Origin of the sequence: Shewanella sp. GD03713 (genome assembly GCF_029843705.1) — a bacterium.
Taxonomy (GTDB): Bacteria; Pseudomonadota; Gammaproteobacteria; order Enterobacterales; family Shewanellaceae; genus Shewanella.
In genome coordinates this window covers 2,421,114-2,435,775 of the sequence record NZ_JAOCIW010000001.1, presented here as the reverse complement: position 1 = coordinate 2,435,775, position 14,662 = coordinate 2,421,114, and the positions used below count along the sequence as shown (strand labels likewise).

At 48.5% G+C, this 14,662-nt stretch carries 13 protein-coding genes; 1 reads left to right on the top strand and 12 read right to left on the bottom strand.

Annotated elements, in window-relative coordinates; all coding sequences use genetic code 11:
- Nucleotides 1-18: 18 nt before the first annotated feature.
- From N5E87_RS10770 to N5E87_RS10735, 8 genes are all read right to left on the bottom strand, one after another.
- Nucleotides 19-1,155, bottom strand: coding sequence for a family 43 glycosylhydrolase (locus N5E87_RS10770; protein WP_279775322.1), 1,137 nt, complete (start codon nt 1,153-1,155; stop codon nt 19-21).
- Nucleotides 1,130-2,092, bottom strand: coding sequence for a galactofuranose ABC transporter, permease protein YjfF (yjfF, locus tag N5E87_RS10765; RefSeq protein ID WP_011622755.1), 963 nt, complete (start codon nt 2,090-2,092; stop codon nt 1,130-1,132). Before yjfF ends, N5E87_RS10770 begins: the two co-directional genes overlap by 26 nt.
- On the bottom strand, nt 2,089-3,306 hold the full coding sequence (locus N5E87_RS10760) for an ABC transporter permease (protein WP_086904281.1): 1,218 nt from the start codon (nt 3,304-3,306) through the stop codon (nt 2,089-2,091). Before N5E87_RS10760 ends, yjfF begins: the two co-directional genes overlap by 4 nt.
- Nucleotides 3,307-4,806, bottom strand: a complete 1,500-nt coding sequence (locus tag N5E87_RS10755; protein WP_086904280.1) for a sugar ABC transporter ATP-binding protein — start codon at nt 4,804-4,806, stop codon at nt 3,307-3,309. It lies immediately after the preceding gene.
- Between the two features lie 31 nt (nt 4,807-4,837).
- Entirely contained in the window at nt 4,838-5,779 is a 942-nt protein-coding gene (locus N5E87_RS10750; protein ID WP_011622752.1) for an ABC transporter substrate-binding protein, read from the bottom strand.
- A gap of 98 nt (nt 5,780-5,877) precedes the next feature.
- Nucleotides 5,878-6,933, bottom strand: a complete 1,056-nt coding sequence (locus tag N5E87_RS10745; protein ID WP_086904279.1) for an aldose epimerase family protein — start codon at nt 6,931-6,933, stop codon at nt 5,878-5,880.
- Nucleotides 6,934-7,012: 79 nt separating this feature from the next.
- The gene (locus tag N5E87_RS10740) at nt 7,013-7,783 is read right to left on the bottom strand and encodes an SDR family oxidoreductase (RefSeq protein WP_086904278.1); all 771 of its coding nucleotides are present in this window, start codon (nt 7,781-7,783) and stop codon (nt 7,013-7,015) included.
- 60 nt (nt 7,784-7,843) lie between these two features.
- The gene (locus N5E87_RS10735) at nt 7,844-9,577 is read right to left on the bottom strand and encodes an IlvD/Edd family dehydratase (protein WP_086904277.1); all 1,734 of its coding nucleotides are present in this window, start codon (nt 9,575-9,577) and stop codon (nt 7,844-7,846) included.
- Between the two features lie 176 nt (nt 9,578-9,753).
- Here N5E87_RS10735 and N5E87_RS10730 point away from each other — a divergent pair, with 176 nt between their 5' ends.
- Entirely contained in the window at nt 9,754-10,701 is a 948-nt protein-coding gene (locus tag N5E87_RS10730) for a glycoside hydrolase family 43 protein (protein WP_011626170.1), read from the top strand.
- Between the two features lie 87 nt (nt 10,702-10,788).
- Here N5E87_RS10730 and N5E87_RS10725 read toward each other — a convergent pair whose 3' ends face one another.
- From N5E87_RS10725 to N5E87_RS10710, 4 genes are all read right to left on the bottom strand, one after another.
- Nucleotides 10,789-11,505 carry a FadR/GntR family transcriptional regulator gene (locus N5E87_RS10725; protein ID WP_011622747.1) on the bottom strand — a complete coding sequence of 239 codons (717 nt, stop codon included), beginning with the start codon at nt 11,503-11,505 and terminating at the stop codon, nt 10,789-10,791.
- A gap of 235 nt (nt 11,506-11,740) precedes the next feature.
- Nucleotides 11,741-12,349, bottom strand: coding sequence for a beta-phosphoglucomutase family hydrolase (locus tag N5E87_RS10720; protein ID WP_086904950.1), 609 nt, complete (start codon nt 12,347-12,349; stop codon nt 11,741-11,743).
- A 76-nt stretch (nt 12,350-12,425) separates the two neighbouring features.
- Nucleotides 12,426-13,928, bottom strand: coding sequence for an L-arabinose isomerase (araA, locus tag N5E87_RS10715; RefSeq protein WP_011717043.1), 1,503 nt, complete (start codon nt 13,926-13,928; stop codon nt 12,426-12,428).
- 38 nt (nt 13,929-13,966) lie between these two features.
- Nucleotides 13,967-14,662 carry an L-ribulose-5-phosphate 4-epimerase gene (locus tag N5E87_RS10710; RefSeq protein ID WP_011626173.1) on the bottom strand — a complete coding sequence of 232 codons (696 nt, stop codon included), beginning with the start codon at nt 14,660-14,662 and terminating at the stop codon, nt 13,967-13,969.

Here is a 14,662-nt window from a genome sequence, read left to right as displayed (position 1 = left end):
CTATTAAACGCATTTCGCTTATTCGTGGGATTGCGTGTCTTGCTGATTAAAGGTTTGGCTATCGCTGTGCTGATTATCAAATACTGGGAAACCGTCCGCCGACCAGCGAATGGCGCGGTAGTAAGTGTGTCTATTACCGTCGGTCAATGGTGTCCCCTGCAGCTCAAGGTAATTACGAGCATGGTAAAACATCAGCTCGGTTTTACCATCCTCTGCCAGCACAAAACTATTATGGCCAGGACCAAAACGATTCAAGCTCGGCTCAGTGGTAAAGACCGGGCTTGGCGATTTATGCCAACTCTTGGGATTGAGTAAATCGGCATTTTCATCGGCCCATAACAGCCCCATGGCATAACGGTCATCCGTGGCACTGGCGGAATAGGTCACGAAGACTTTACCGTTTTTAACCAACACAGCGGCGCCTTCGTTGACTTTAAAGCCTAAACGTTCCCAATCCAATAAGGGCTCGCTGATAATGGTTTCGTTATCAGAGAGTTGAGTTGGCGATAGCATTTTGGCAATCACTAAGCCGGTGTTGTAACGCTTGGCTTTGTCCTGCTGCGCCCAAATAAAATAACGCTCGCCCTTCAGGCTAAAGCTGGTCGCATCGAGGGAGAAAGCATCCTGTGCCGATTGTAACTTGCCAAGCTCTTGCCATTGGCCTGTCATCGGTGAGTCGCCCTCGAGTCCTAAAACAAACATGCGGTTATGAAAACGCACATCCTTATTGCTGGCCGCAAAATAGATATACCAGCGACCATCGATTTTGTGCAGCTCAGGCGCCCAAATATCGATACTCATGGGGCCGGTTTCATGCTTGTGCCACAGGGTTTTAGGTGTGGCTTGGCGTAAACCGTCGATGGTTTTGGCGTGGCGAAGTTCGATGCGGTCAAACTCAGGCACCGAGGCAATAAAGTAGTAACTGCCGTCATCGTCGCGGATCACCCAAGGATCCGCCCTTCTCTCGATAAAGGGCGCATTCGCATCGAGGGTTTGCGCCGTGGCGCTATGGGATTGTGCGCGGCTAATCTCAAGTACAGGCACAGCTTGCGCTAATGGCAGCGCCAATGTGGCGAGTAAGCAGCAGGTCAAAGGCAAGCGCAGAAAGACCGACTGGTTAGGTTGACGATTATCCATGTTGTGTTTTGCGTCCATTCAAGAGTTTCTGTAACAGGATGAAGAAGAACAGTAACAGGCCAATGACAATCTTGGTCCACCAACTGCTTAAGCTGCCATCGAAGGTAATATAGGTTTGAATCACTCCCATCAAAATCACCCCGAGCACAGTGCCGAGCACAAAGCCACTGCCGCCAGTTAACAGGGTGCCACCAATGACCACGGCCGCAATGGCATCCAGTTCGACGCCAATGGCGCCAAGCGCATAGCCAGAGAAGGTATAAAAGGTAAAGACAATGCCTGCCAGCGTTGCCAGAAAACTACTGATGGCATAAATACTGATGGTGGTTTTAGCGATGGAAATCCCCATTAGCTCGGCGGAATGTTGATTGCCACCAATGGCATACACATTCGTACCAAAACGGGTGTAATGCATAACCACGGCGATAATCACAAAGAACAGGATAAAGATCAGCGAGCTTAAATCGAGCGCGCCATTGCCTGGTAGTGCAATGCTCATCTCGGCCACTGCATCGTAAAATGGATGGTCAATGGCAATCGACTCCTCGCTGAGCGTCGTCGCTAAACCCCGCGCTAAGAACATGCCCGCAAGCGTCACAATAAATGGCTGCAACTTATACACATGGATAATAGTGCCCATGAGTGCGCCAAACAGAGTGCCAAGGGGCAGAATAACCGCAAAGGCTAACAATGGATGCCACTGGTACTCGGTGATCAACAAACTGGTGACAACCCCACTTAAGGCGATGACGGCGCCAACCGAAAGATCGATCCCACCAGAGATAATCACTAAGGTCATGCCTAATGCGGTGATCAGCAGGAATGCATTGTCACGCAACAGGTTGGTAACCACCCGGCCACTGGCAAAACCGTCAAACTGAAAGGTGCCGACCAGAAACATGGTCAGCAGCAATGAGGCGGTGATCCACAGCGGGATAAAACGTCTTGCTATCATGGTTTTTCTCCTGTTGCGGTACTGGCTTTTGCACTTGTGCCCTTTTCTGCTGGTTTGGCATCCGCTTGACGCTTGGATGTGAACAGCGCCGACAATTGGCGCCTAAATTTAGCCGATTGCAACAGCAGCACGGTCAGGATAACGATGGCTTTGATCAGCAAGTTAAACTTAGCAGGTAAACCACTGACGATAATGGTCGTCGCTAAGGTTTGAATGATCAGCGCGCCGACGACCGACAAAATTAACGAGAAACGCCCGCCCGTGAGCGCAGCGCCGCCAATCACGACGGCGAGCACGGCATCGAGCTCAAGCCAAAGCCCGGCGTTATTCGCATCTGAGCCTTGGATATCGGCGGTGCTGATCATGCCGGCCAATGCCGCGCACAGACCCGCAATGCCATAGGCGAACAGTTTGATGGATTTATCGTTGATCCCGAGGTAACGACTCGCCTTGGCATTACAGCCAACCGCTTCGATAAAAAGCCCTAAAGCGGTTTTACGCAGCAGTAATTGGCTGAAGGTTAGCATCCCAATCACAATCCACACTGGCATCGGCAGGCCTAAAAACTGGCCCACGCCAATGGCGGCAAAGCCTGGGTGCTGGAAAGTGATAATTTGTCCTTGGTTGATAAGCTGAGCAACACCGCGCCCCGCCACCATGAGCAGTAAGGTCGCAACAATTGGTTGAATGCCTAAGAAACTCACCAGACCGCCATTAATACAGCCAGCTAAGAGCCCAACGATCAAGCCTGCTGCAATAACGGTGACTAAGCTGATATCCGGCACTAACAGTAGATTGGCGCAAACCGCGCCCGCAATCGCCATCACGGCACCAACCGACAAGTCGATTCCGCCAGTGGCAATCACGAGACTCATACCAATGGAGAGCAGCGCCACGGGTGCACTGCGATTTAAAATATCAATCAAAGAGCCATAGAGTCTGTCGTCTTGATAGCTGATATTGAAGAAACTGCTGTCAATAAACAGATTGGCCAGTAACAGAATAGTTAAGGCCAATAGTGGCCAGAGGTATCGACCAATGGAGGTCGACTTGCCCGCTTGGTAACGGGCGTTTTTTTCTTGAACCATGGTCTTATGACTTTCCTGCATCCGCGGTTGCCGCTCAGATGAATGCGCCTCAGATGCGTTCATCTGGGGTGAGATCAAATCGGCGGATATGCGTGTGGATGATAGGGTTTCGGCTGAGCTTTTCATTTATCCCTCCGCAATCGCTTGCATTACGTGTTGCGAGGTTAATTCCGCTCCTGAAAGTTCACGTACTGCATATCTGTCGCGTAATACCACGACTTTATTTGAAAAGGCCACGAGCTCATCGAGCTCAGACGATGCAACCAGCAGCGACATGCCTTCATCACACAAGGTTCTGATAAGTTTGACGATTTCGGCGTGGGCGCCAATATCGATGCCGCGGGTCGGCTCATCTAGCACGAGCAAGATGGGCTCGATGGCTAACCAACGCGCGAGGATCACCTTCTGTTGATTACCACCACTCAACTGTTCTATGGGTTTATCCGCATCTGGGGGCGCAATCTGTAATTTATCGATAAAGAACTGGGCAATTTCCTGCTGCCGAGCTTTAGATAGATACCGCCACCATCCGATACGCGCCTGCAGCGCGAGTATGATGTTTTCACGAATCGATAAAGGGCCGATGATGCCGTCAATCTTGCGATCTTCCGGGCACAGGGCGATCCCGGCGCTGATTGCATCCACGGGTTGTGACAGATTCAATTTCTGGCCAGCCAAATGGATACTGCCGCTATCGACCAAGTCCAGCCCAAATACGGCGTTGCAGACTTCGCTGCGCCCAGAGCCTAATAGCCCCGCAAGTCCAACTGCTTGCCCTTTTGGCACGGTGAGATTCATCGATTGGATTGAGCCTTTTACCGACACATCTTTGAGGGACAAGAGCACGGCCTCAGCGCGGGTGACGGTGCGCTCCTTTTCCTGTTTATCAACCAATTGCTCCTGCAGAGAACGCCCGAGCATGGCTTCAATCAACTTAGGTTGTGGCAGTTCTGCCGTCAGATATTCGCCGATAAACTGCCCGTTACGTAACACGGTAATGCGATCGCTTATCTGATAAACCTGATCGAGGAAGTGAGTGATAAAGACGATAGCCACGCCCTTGGCTTTGAGCTGGTTTAAGATCCCAAACAGCACTTGCACTTCTTTGGCATCTAAGCTCGCGGTAGGCTCATCAAGCACTAATACCTTGGCCGACATGGCTACGCCACGGGCGATGGCGATCAGTTGCTGCACCGCGATGGAATAATCTGACAGCGGCGCGCTAACATCGATATCCAGTTTGAACTGGGTTAACACGGCCCGCGCGTCGGCATACATTTTTTTAAAATGGATCAGCCCAAGGCGGCGCGGTTCGTAACCGAGGAACAGGTTTTGTGCCACGGTCAGGTTAGGCACTAAGTTCACCTCTTGATAAACCGTGCTGATCCCCGCCTTTTGCGCGTCCATTGGTGTGTTGAAGTGTTGCGGCTCACCGAGGAAAAGGATGTCGCCCATGTCTTTCGACTGGGCGCCTGTCATCACTTTCACTAGGGTTGATTTACCCGCACCGTTTTCGCCCAATAGGGCGTGAACTTCCCCTGCAAATAACCGTAAGCTCACATCCTCAAGGGCTTTAACGCCCGGATAATGCTTACTGATCTGCTTGAGTTCTAAAATAAGGCTCATAGCGCTATTCCCCAAGAAAGCGTCAATGGGATTATTGCTGGCGGCGCTTTTCGTACTCTGCGGCAGCGGTTTCTTGGGTAAATACATCACCCGTGGTGCTAATAAGCTTGGCTTGATCCTTATTGCCCTTCAGGTACGCATCGATAGCATCAAATGCTGGGCCGCCTAAGTATGGGCTAAGCTCAACCGTGGCATTAACATCGCCATCGGCCATCGCCTTAAAGTAATCGGGAACGCCATCCACTGAGACAATCAGAATATCTTTGCCCGGTTTTAAACCCGCTTCTTTAATGGCTTGCACCGCGCCAAGGGCCATTTCATCGTTATGCGACCACACAGCGCACAGTGGCTGACCGTTTTGCGCCTTGAGGAAACCTTCCATCACTTCTTTACCCTTAGCACGGGTAAATTCGCCAGTTTGGCTACGAACAATCTTGGCATTGGGATAATTGGCAATCACTTGGTTAAAACCGGCGGCGCGATCAATCGCTGCGGTTGCACCTACCGTGCCCTGCAACTCGGCGATATCACAGTTGCCTTGGGTTTTATCCATTAGCCATTGGCCAATCTTGCGGCCTTCTTCGGTAAAGTCGGAGGCGATACGGGTAAGGAATAAGGAGTCATCATCGACCTTGATATTACGGTCAACAATCACCACAGGAATGTGGGCACGTTTGGCTTCTTTGAGTACGGGTTTCCAGCCTGTTTCTACTACGGGAGCGATAATAATGGCATCCACGCCTTGGGCGATAAAGCTACGCACGGCTTTGATTTGGTTCTCTTGTTTTTGCTGAGCGTCGGCAAATTTTAAATCGATGCCACGCTGTTTGGCTTCGGCCTTGACGGCTTCGCTAAAGCTGGTGCGCCAACCACTCTCGGAGCCAACCTGTGAAAAGCCCACCGTGGTGGCGTAGGCACAAGTTGCACTGACAGCCCATAATCCCAATGCGGTAATGATTTTATTATGTTTCATTATTATTCCCTTTATAATTTTAGGTAACAGAGATCCCCTAGCCTGCTGTTAACAGCAGGCTAACTCGTACAAATAAATGTTATTTCGCCTTGATTGAATTAAATATTCTTAAACTTATGTACCGTAATTTGTTGATATTGAGTATTTGCCTCAAGCATGACACTCGGGAAATGGTCAATGTTTACCGCATTCGGATAACCGTGGGTTTCTAAACACAGGCCATGGAATTGATTAATGCTATATCCTTCATCATCAATATGACTGCCATCGAGAAAGTTTCCACTATAAAATTGCACACCGACTTCAGTGGTACTAATTTCGAGTTCTCGGCCAGAAAGCGGATCTTTTAACACTGCAATAGTCTGCAAACTGTTTTTATTGTCCGGGTTTCTATCCATAACAAAATAATGATCATAACCATTAGTTAATTGCTTAATATCCGTGGCAATTAGCTTCGGTTGTTTGAAATCGTAAGCGCCATCGTCGACTAAGATTAATTCGCCCGTTGGGATCTGTTCATTATCGAGCGCCAGGAAATGGCTGGCTTGAATGGAGAGTTCGTGCCCTAAAATGCCTTGCTGTTTGTTTGAGGCAAGATTCCAGTAAGCATGATTGGTTAAACAGACGGGGGTGGTTTGATCGCAAACGGCTTGATAGTTCAGGGTTAATTCATTGTTTTCATTGAGGCGATATTCTAGCTTAATCGCAAGATTACCCGGAAATCCTTGATCGCCATCGGGGCTGATAATGCTGAAAACCGCCGCCACACTGTCATTGTCCTGCAGCGTCTCAACCTGCCAAGTGCAATGGCTTAATCCTTTAGGTCCGCCGTGAAGTTGATTATTACCTTCATTGGCGACTAATTGAATTGTTTTATCTGCTAAGGGGAATTGTGCTTTACCAATGCGATTTGCGACACGGCCGGCGGTAATACCAAAATAATACGGATTAGTCGCCCAATCTTTAATATCTTGATAGCCAAGACTTAATGAAATAGGTTCTTGCGCTTGACCATAAAGTTTGACCGACCAAATACTGGCGCCGTAATTTGACAGAACCACTTCAAGCCCGTGGCTATTGGTGAGCGTGACTAATTGTAATTCATCCGCAAATGCGGCGTGTTGTAGGCTTGTTTTAGTAACAGAGAGTTGCATGGTGAGTGCTTTACCTTTTATTTAAAATAAACTCAGCACTCACCTCATTATTCAATGAACTGAAATTTTATTGTGATATTTAAATCCAACCACCATCGACAATAAAATTTTGTGCGGTGCAGAGTTTGCTATCATCTGCTGCTAAAAATAACGCCATAGCAGCAATATCTTCGGGCATTACATATTCTTTAATACATTGGTTATTTTCGATATGTTTTGCCGTATCTTTATCTACCCAGTGTGTGAGTTGACGTTTTGTCATCACCCAACCCGGCGTTAAGGTATTAATCCGGATTTTATCTTTACCTAAATCGGCTGCTAACCCTCGGGTTAAGCCCATGGCGCCGGCCTTAGATGCGGTGTAACCCGCCATGCCCGCCTGCCGATTGTGCCAACTCATTGAACCTAAGTTGATCACTGAACCTCCGCCGAGGCGCTGCATTTGCGGCCTGACCGCTTGTACGGCAAAAAAGTAATGCCGCAAATTGGTGTTTAGGCATTGGTCCCAATATTCTGGGGTCACTTCGTCGATGCTATGGCGTTGATCGCACGCGGCATTGTTAATTAATACCGAGATTGGCCCCAAATCGTCCTCGACCTGAGTAATCACACGCTTGAGGGCGGCGATATCGACAAGATCGCAGTGATAAAATTTTACGCTGGCCTCTGGTTGAGTCTGCTTAAGGTCTGCGACGAGTTGAGTCGACTCCTCAACTAAAATATCGACAAATGCCACCTTAGCGCCCTGCTCTAAAAAAGCATTAACCAAGCAAGCTCCAATACCCGTTGCGCCACCACTGATAAAAATGGTTTTCCCTTGTAAGCTCGGGTATTGATTAGTCAACTTCATAACTCAACCTTTTATTAAAATAATTATCTGGTTTTATTATAAAAGAAAACGAGTTCATATTTAATGGGAATGTGCTGGTATCTCTGCACCTCGACATCCCACGAGAAAATCAAAATCACATCCCTCATCCGCCTGGAGAACATGCTCCTTAAAGAGCGAGAGATAACCACCATTCACGGGAATGAGTTTTACCGTCGCCAGTTTGGCAAGACGAGCCTGCAACTCCTGGTCACTGATCTCCAGCTGTAACGTTCCGGCATAGGTGTCTAGCGCTATCATGTCACCATTTTGGACGGCGGCCAGTGGCCCAAGGGCTTGTGCTTCTGGGGCAACATGCAGCACAACTGTGCCAAAGGCGGTGCCACTCATGCGTGCATCAGAAATCCTAACCATGTCCTTAATTCCTTTTTTCAACAACTTAGGTGGCAGTCCCATATTGCCGACCTCAGCCATGCCCGGATATCCCTTCGGGCCACAGTTTTTAAGCACCATAATGCTGTTTTCATCGATATCCAATTCGGGATCGCCGATGCGGGCGTTGTAATCGTCGAAGCTTTCAAACACCACGGCTTTACCACGGTGTTGCATCAGGTGCGCGCTGGCGGCTGAAGTTTTGATCACTGCGCCTCGGGGCGCGAGATTGCCGCGCAGTACGCGAATGCCGCCATTTTCGACCAAGGGATTTTCAAGAGACATGATCACCTCTTGGTTATAACACGGCGCTTCTTTAACATTGTCCCAGAGGCTAGCAGCATTAACTGTGAGCGTGTTTTTGCTCAGTAAATCATGCTCAAACAGCTGCCTTAATACTGCTGGCAGGCCACCTGCGTAGTAAAAGTCTTCCATTAAGTACTGACCCGAAGGCTTAAGATTTACTATGGTCGGTACTGTGTATCCATGGCACCAGTCATCGAGTGACAGCTCAACCCCTATCCTGCCGGCAATCGCCTTTAAATGGATAACGGCGTTGGTTGAACCACCAATGGCAGCATTGACTTTGATGGCATTAATAAAAGCATCACGGCTTAAAATTTTACTTAAGGTCAAATCCTCTTTGACCATGTCCACAATTCGCATTCCCGACATATGCGCCAACACTTGGCGGCGAGAATCCACCGCAGGAATGGCTGCATTGTGTGGCAAACTCACCCCAAGGGTTTCCGCCATACAGGCCATGGTCGATGCCGTGCCCATAGTGTTACAGGTGCCCGTTGAGCGTGACATATCCGCTTCGGCATTCATAAATGCGGCGAGACTGATGTTGCCCGCTTTATATTCTTGATGCAGTTCCCACACGAGTGTGCCCGAACCGACATCCTTGCCCTTATGCTTACCATTGAGCATGGGACCACCGGTAACAACGATTGTCGGTAAATCACAACTGGCCGCGCCCATCAATAAAGCCGGAGTCGTTTTATCGCAGCCCACTAACAGCACAACTCCGTCGATGGGGTTGCCTCGAATGGCTTCTTCCGTGTCCATGGCAGCAAGATTACGGGTAAGCATGGCGCTTGGACGTAAGTTGGACTCGCCATTCGAAAACACTGGAAACTCCACTGGAATGCCACCCGCTTCCCGAATGCCATTTTTTACTCTTTGCGCCAATTCCCGTAGATGACCATTACAGGGCGTCAATTCTGACCAGGTATTGCAAATACCAATCACAGGCTTATTTTGAAAGTGATGCTCGGGTATGCCTTGGTTTTTCATCCAACTGCGATACATAAAGCCATTTTTGTCATCACTACCAAACCAACTAGCCGAACGAAGTGTTTTCGGTTTTTTATTATTCATATGACACCTTCGTCTTCCAAGGCATATGCCCTGCCCGAACGATTGAGTAACACTCAACATAAAACAAACGGACGAACCTAATGCCCTGAGTTAACAATTTGTACTTTAATATTGCTAGCACGTAAAAGTATTGGTATTACTATAATACCAAAATATCAAAAAACAATAGAGGAAGTATGAAAAAGGCATTTTTGAGTGTGTGTTTGGCATTGAGTACGAGTGTCAGCACTGCAGCGATTGCTGCTAACCCTCTGTTTACGGATGTATTTACCGCCGATCCTGCCGCCATAGTGCATCAAGATACTGTCTATCTTTATACTGGCCATGACGTTGCAAAGGACAATCGCACCTTCTTCGAAATGCATGATTGGCTCGTTTTTAGCTCTAAGGATATGCACAATTGGACGGCCCATGGCAGCAAGTTATCTGTGAAAGATTTCAGCTGGGCTAAAGGAGATGCATGGGCTAGCCATGTGATCGAAAAAGAAGGTAAGTTTTACTGGTATGTAACGGCAAGACACAACAAAATCAATGGCTTTGCTATTGGTGTCGCGGTTGCAGATAGTCCACTTGGCCCCTTCAAGGATGCCCGCGGCAGCGCCCTTATCACCAATGACATGACCACAGATACCGAGATTGATTGGGATGATATCGATCCTGCTGTCTTTATCGATGATGACAAGCAAGCCTATCTGTTTTGGGGCAACACTAAGCCAAGATTTGCCAAGTTAAAACCCAATATGATTGAACTCGATGGCCCAATACACGCCATTGATGTTCCTAACTTTACCGAAGCGCTTTGGGTACACAAAAAAGATAAAACCTATTATCTTTCATACGCTTCAGGTTTCCCTGAAAAAATTGCCTATGCAACCAGCGATAGCATTCAGGGGCCGTGGAAGTACCAAGGCATTTTAAATGAAGTGGCGGGCAACTCGCCGACAAACCATCAAGCGATTATTGAATTTAAAGGGAAATCCTACTTTATCTACCATACCGGCGCATCGCAGGATGGTGGCGGTGAGTTTAGACGTTCAGTGGCAATTGACCCGCTGCATTACAATGCCGATGGCACACTACAGCGCATTCATATGACGAGCGAAGGCATCAGCGAGCCGCAGTAATCCTATTTTTTGCTCGCGCCAAAGTAAAAAAGGTGAACCTAAGTTCACCTTTTTTATGGGTAGAGTGCGTTCAAAATGAATAACTTGTTATTTACGCTCAATATTTTTATGCACTGTATCTTGAGACGTTGAGAGTAATTTATTCATCTCGGCTTTCGCGCCTTCACTGTCTCCTGCGGCAATCGCAGTATAAATGGCCTTATGACCTGGGAGTGATTGGATAAAGTCATCCTGAATTGTACTACTGAGTCTAAAGATTTCGAGCAGCGCAGATTGGATCGACACGCCGAGGGACACCATAAACTCGTTATTGGTCGCATCTAAAATCGCCATGTGGAAATCGATATCCGAGGTATAGACTTCATCTGTACCTAATTCGGCCGCTTCCATCTTGGCATAGGCCGCCGCAATCACCTCAAGCTGCTCAGGGGTGCGTTTTTTCGCCGCCAGTTCCGCCGCTGCGGGTTCAAACACTTCACGGATTTCATAGAGAGAAGTGTAAAACTCAGGCGAAGGTTTAGATTGGGAAAACCAGTTTAAGATCACCGGATCGAACATGTTCCAATGGCGACGCTCACGAATGCGGGTGCCAAGTTTAGGACGAGATTCAATAAGCCCTTTTGCCGTGAGCACCTTAAAGGCTTCCCTTAAGGAAGTGCGTGACACTTCCAACTCTTCACAGATAGCATTTTCATTAGGGATATATTCACCTGGCGCATAAAAGCCGCCCACAATGCGAGAACCTAATTCGCTTGCCACCCAGTTATGGATATTCTGCGGACGGTTATTTGCCTGATTTGCCATAGTGCCCTCTTCAACTCTCTATCTCTGTGCTCAATCCAATCAACTGGATAAGGTGCTTAACGCTGATAAACAAATGTTATGATACTACCTTTCCTGATAAAGGTAATAAAAATTTTGTTAACGCTAAGAATTTATGGGAATTTCCTTAAACTTACTGTCCCTACCTTACCCCAAACTTTTACATTGTAAAGCCTAATTTTGCGTTTTAGCCAGTGATTGGACAAGCTCGTAACGGCTACCGAGCGCCTAGGAAATAGTCATTTTCAATCTGTAATTCGGCATGCACATCGACCACAAACATCCCCGCAGCTTCGGCGGCTTGGATGCCCGCCTTCGCATCTTCAAATACGATACAGCGCTCAGGCGCTATGCCCATCAGTTCGGCGCAGCGTAAAAAGGTATCGGGCGCAGGTTTGGGTGACGCGACTTGGTCGGCGCCCACCACATAATCGACTAATTCCAACAATCCACATAGGGTCAAGATTTGAATTGCTTCCTCTGTGTAGGCGCCTGTGCCGACTGCCATTGGGCGTTTGCCCTGATTCTGCTTGGCAAATTCGGCTAATGCTGTCGGTTTGACATATAAATGCATAGTGTCGCGCACTAGGGCTTCTTTATACTCGTTCATGGCCTCATAACTGGCCGTTGGCGTGACGCCAAAATGGGCGATCAAAATCTCTAAGGTGCCAATGGTGGGCACGCCCGCTAACGAGCGCATCAGTGCTGGCTCTACCGGGATCCCAAAGTGATTCAAGGTTTGTCGCCATGCCTGCTCATGCAACTGACCGCTGTCGACTAAGGTGCCATCCATATCGAAGATAATGCCGTCAAATTCTGTATACATCTGTGTTAACCCTATGAAATGAATGGTGCCAGAAAAATGAAAGCCGCCCGAAGGCGGCTTTATTGCTGCGCGAGAATTATAAACCTCTTGCTAAACCGTAATAAACGGAATTTTGGCGAAGCTCATTCTTAAACTCGCGGATCTTAGTGTCGGCATCGATGATAACCAGTTCAGCACCAGCCATTTCAGCAAAGTCGACAATCTGATCCGTCGTGATGGCTTGGCTATAAGCTGAGTGGTGAGCACCACCGGCGTGGATCCAAGCCGCGGCGGCAACCGCTAAATTCGGACGAGGCTCCCACAGCGCTGACGCGACAGGCAGATTTGGCAGATCCTGTGGTGGTGTCACTGTATCTAATTCATTGAGAATGATACGGAAACGGTTGCCTAAATCGATAGTCGATACGTTAATTGCTGGGCCCGCTTTACCTGTGAACAATAGACGTGGCACGTCGCAACGCACACCAATGGTGTGGCGGTGAACTTCTAAACGCGGTTTTGCAGCTGCAATCGATGGGCACACTTCTAACATGTGGGCGCCAAGAACTTGGTCAGTCGCGCCAAAGTTATAGGTGTAGTCTTCCATAAATGAAGTACCACCGGCACGGCCTTGGCCCATCACCTTCATGATGCGCACCATGGCAGCCGTTTTCCAGTCACCTTCGCCGCCGTAACCGAAACCGTTCGCCATCAGACGTTGAGTAGCCAGTCCGGGTAATCCTGTCATGCCAGTGAGGTTTTCGAAGCAGTTGGTAAAGGCACCAAATCCACCTTGGGTTAAGAATTGGGTTAAGCCGAGTTCAATCTTGGCTTCTTTTCTTAAACGGTCTAATTGGTATTCATCGCCAAATAGCTCGTTACCTACTTGGTATTCGCTGGCGTAACGGTCGAGTTGTGCGGTTACATCGCCTTCGGCAATGTCTGCAATCGCCTCATTGAGTTCACCTAAGCTGTAGGCGTGCACTTCATAACCGAATTGAATTTGTGCGGCAACTTTGTCGCCTTCGGTTACGGCCACTTGACGCATGTTGTCGCCAAAGCGGGCGATACGCAGGTTTTGGCTCTCGTGCCAACCTGCCGCTGCGCGGCACCAATCATCGATTTGTGCTTGTACATCGCTCGATTGCCAGTGACCCACAACCACTTTGCGCTCTTTACGCATACGAGTGCCGATAAAACCAAATTCGCGGCAACCGTGAGCACTTTGGTGGGTGTTCATGTAGTTCATGTTGATTTCGCTCCAAGGGAGCTCAGCATTGAACTGCGTGTGTAAGTGCATGAATGGCTTGCTTAATTCATTAAGGCCAGCAATCCACATCTTGGCTGGAGAGAAAGTGTGCATCCACAGAATAACGCCAACACAGTTTTCATCGCTGTTGGCCGCTTGGCATACGGCGTGAATTTCCCGTGGGGATTTTACGGTTGGCTTATACACCACTTCGATGGAAATGGCGGATGATTCATTAAAGCCATGAACAATTTGCTCACTGTTTTTAGCGACTTGCTCTAATACTTTTGGGCCGTATAAATCCTGCGAACCCGTGATAAACCACACTTGTTTTTGTTTGAAGGCTTTCATATTACTCTCTCTAGTTTGAAATGAGACCCGACTGGCAATTACTTGCTTTGGCCGTAATAAGCGTCTTTTCCATGCTTACGCAAATAATGCTTATCAATAAGTTCTTGTTTTAACTGACTAATACCTGGTGATAAGGTTTTGGTGAGATACGCCATCCGAGCGATTTCTTCGAGCAACACGGCGTGGTACACAGATTTAGCCGCATTCGCGCCCCAAGTGAACGGTGCATGGCCTGCCACTATCACCATGGGTGACTCGTTGGGATCTCGGTCGGCGAAACAATCGAGGATCTGCACGCCGGTTTCTTCTTCATAGTCGCGGCTGATCTGATCGTTGCGCATCACTGCTGTGCATGGGATTTCACCATACACATAATCGGCTTGTGTCGTGCCTAAGCAGGGAATCGCTATCTGCGCCTGCGCCCAGGCGGTGGCATAGGTCGAATGGGTATGGGTAATGCCACCAATACTCTGCCACTGGCGATACAAATAGGTGTGTGTCTTGGTATCGGATGAAGGACGCATGCGCCCTTCTACGATTTGATTCTCAAGGTCAACAATCACAATGTCTTCAACCTTTAAATCTTCATAGGGCACACCGCTGGGCTTGATACCAATCACGCCGAGTTGGCGGTCAATTTGTGAAACGTTGCCAAAGGTGTAAGTCACCAGTTTGCGTTTCTCAAGCTCCATGTTGGCTTCGTATACTTCGCGTTTTAGCTCTAAAAAAGACAT

Bases quoted from the DNA above. Each gene is read 5' to 3' on its own strand.
- N5E87_RS10770 (WP_279775322.1), bottom strand. From the start codon at position 1,155: ATGGACGCAAAACACAACATGGATAATCGTCAACCTAACCAGTCGGTC.
- yjfF (WP_011622755.1), bottom strand. From the start codon at position 2,092: ATGATAGCAAGACGTTTTATCCCGCTGTGGATCACCGCCTCATTGCTG.
- N5E87_RS10760 (WP_086904281.1), bottom strand. From the start codon at position 3,306: ATGAAAAGCTCAGCCGAAACCCTATCATCCACACGCATATCCGCCGAT.
- N5E87_RS10755 (WP_086904280.1), bottom strand. From the start codon at position 4,806: ATGAGCCTTATTTTAGAACTCAAGCAGATCAGTAAGCATTATCCGGGC.
- N5E87_RS10750 (WP_011622752.1), bottom strand. From the start codon at position 5,779: ATGAAACATAATAAAATCATTACCGCATTGGGATTATGGGCTGTCAGT.
- N5E87_RS10745 (WP_086904279.1), bottom strand. From the start codon at position 6,933: ATGCAACTCTCTGTTACTAAAACAAGCCTACAACACGCCGCATTTGCG.
- N5E87_RS10740 (WP_086904278.1), bottom strand. From the start codon at position 7,783: ATGAAGTTGACTAATCAATACCCGAGCTTACAAGGGAAAACCATTTTT.
- N5E87_RS10735 (WP_086904277.1), bottom strand. From the start codon at position 9,577: ATGAATAATAAAAAACCGAAAACACTTCGTTCGGCTAGTTGGTTTGGT.
- N5E87_RS10730 (WP_011626170.1), top strand. From the start codon at position 9,754: ATGAAAAAGGCATTTTTGAGTGTGTGTTTGGCATTGAGTACGAGTGTC.
- N5E87_RS10725 (WP_011622747.1), bottom strand. From the start codon at position 11,505: ATGGCAAATCAGGCAAATAACCGTCCGCAGAATATCCATAACTGGGTG.
- N5E87_RS10720 (WP_086904950.1), bottom strand. From the start codon at position 12,349: ATGTATACAGAATTTGACGGCATTATCTTCGATATGGATGGCACCTTA.
- araA (WP_011717043.1), bottom strand. From the start codon at position 13,928: ATGAAAGCCTTCAAACAAAAACAAGTGTGGTTTATCACGGGTTCGCAG.
- N5E87_RS10710 (WP_011626173.1), bottom strand. From the start codon at position 14,662: ATGTCTTTTTTAGAGCTAAAACGCGAAGTATACGAAGCCAACATGGAG.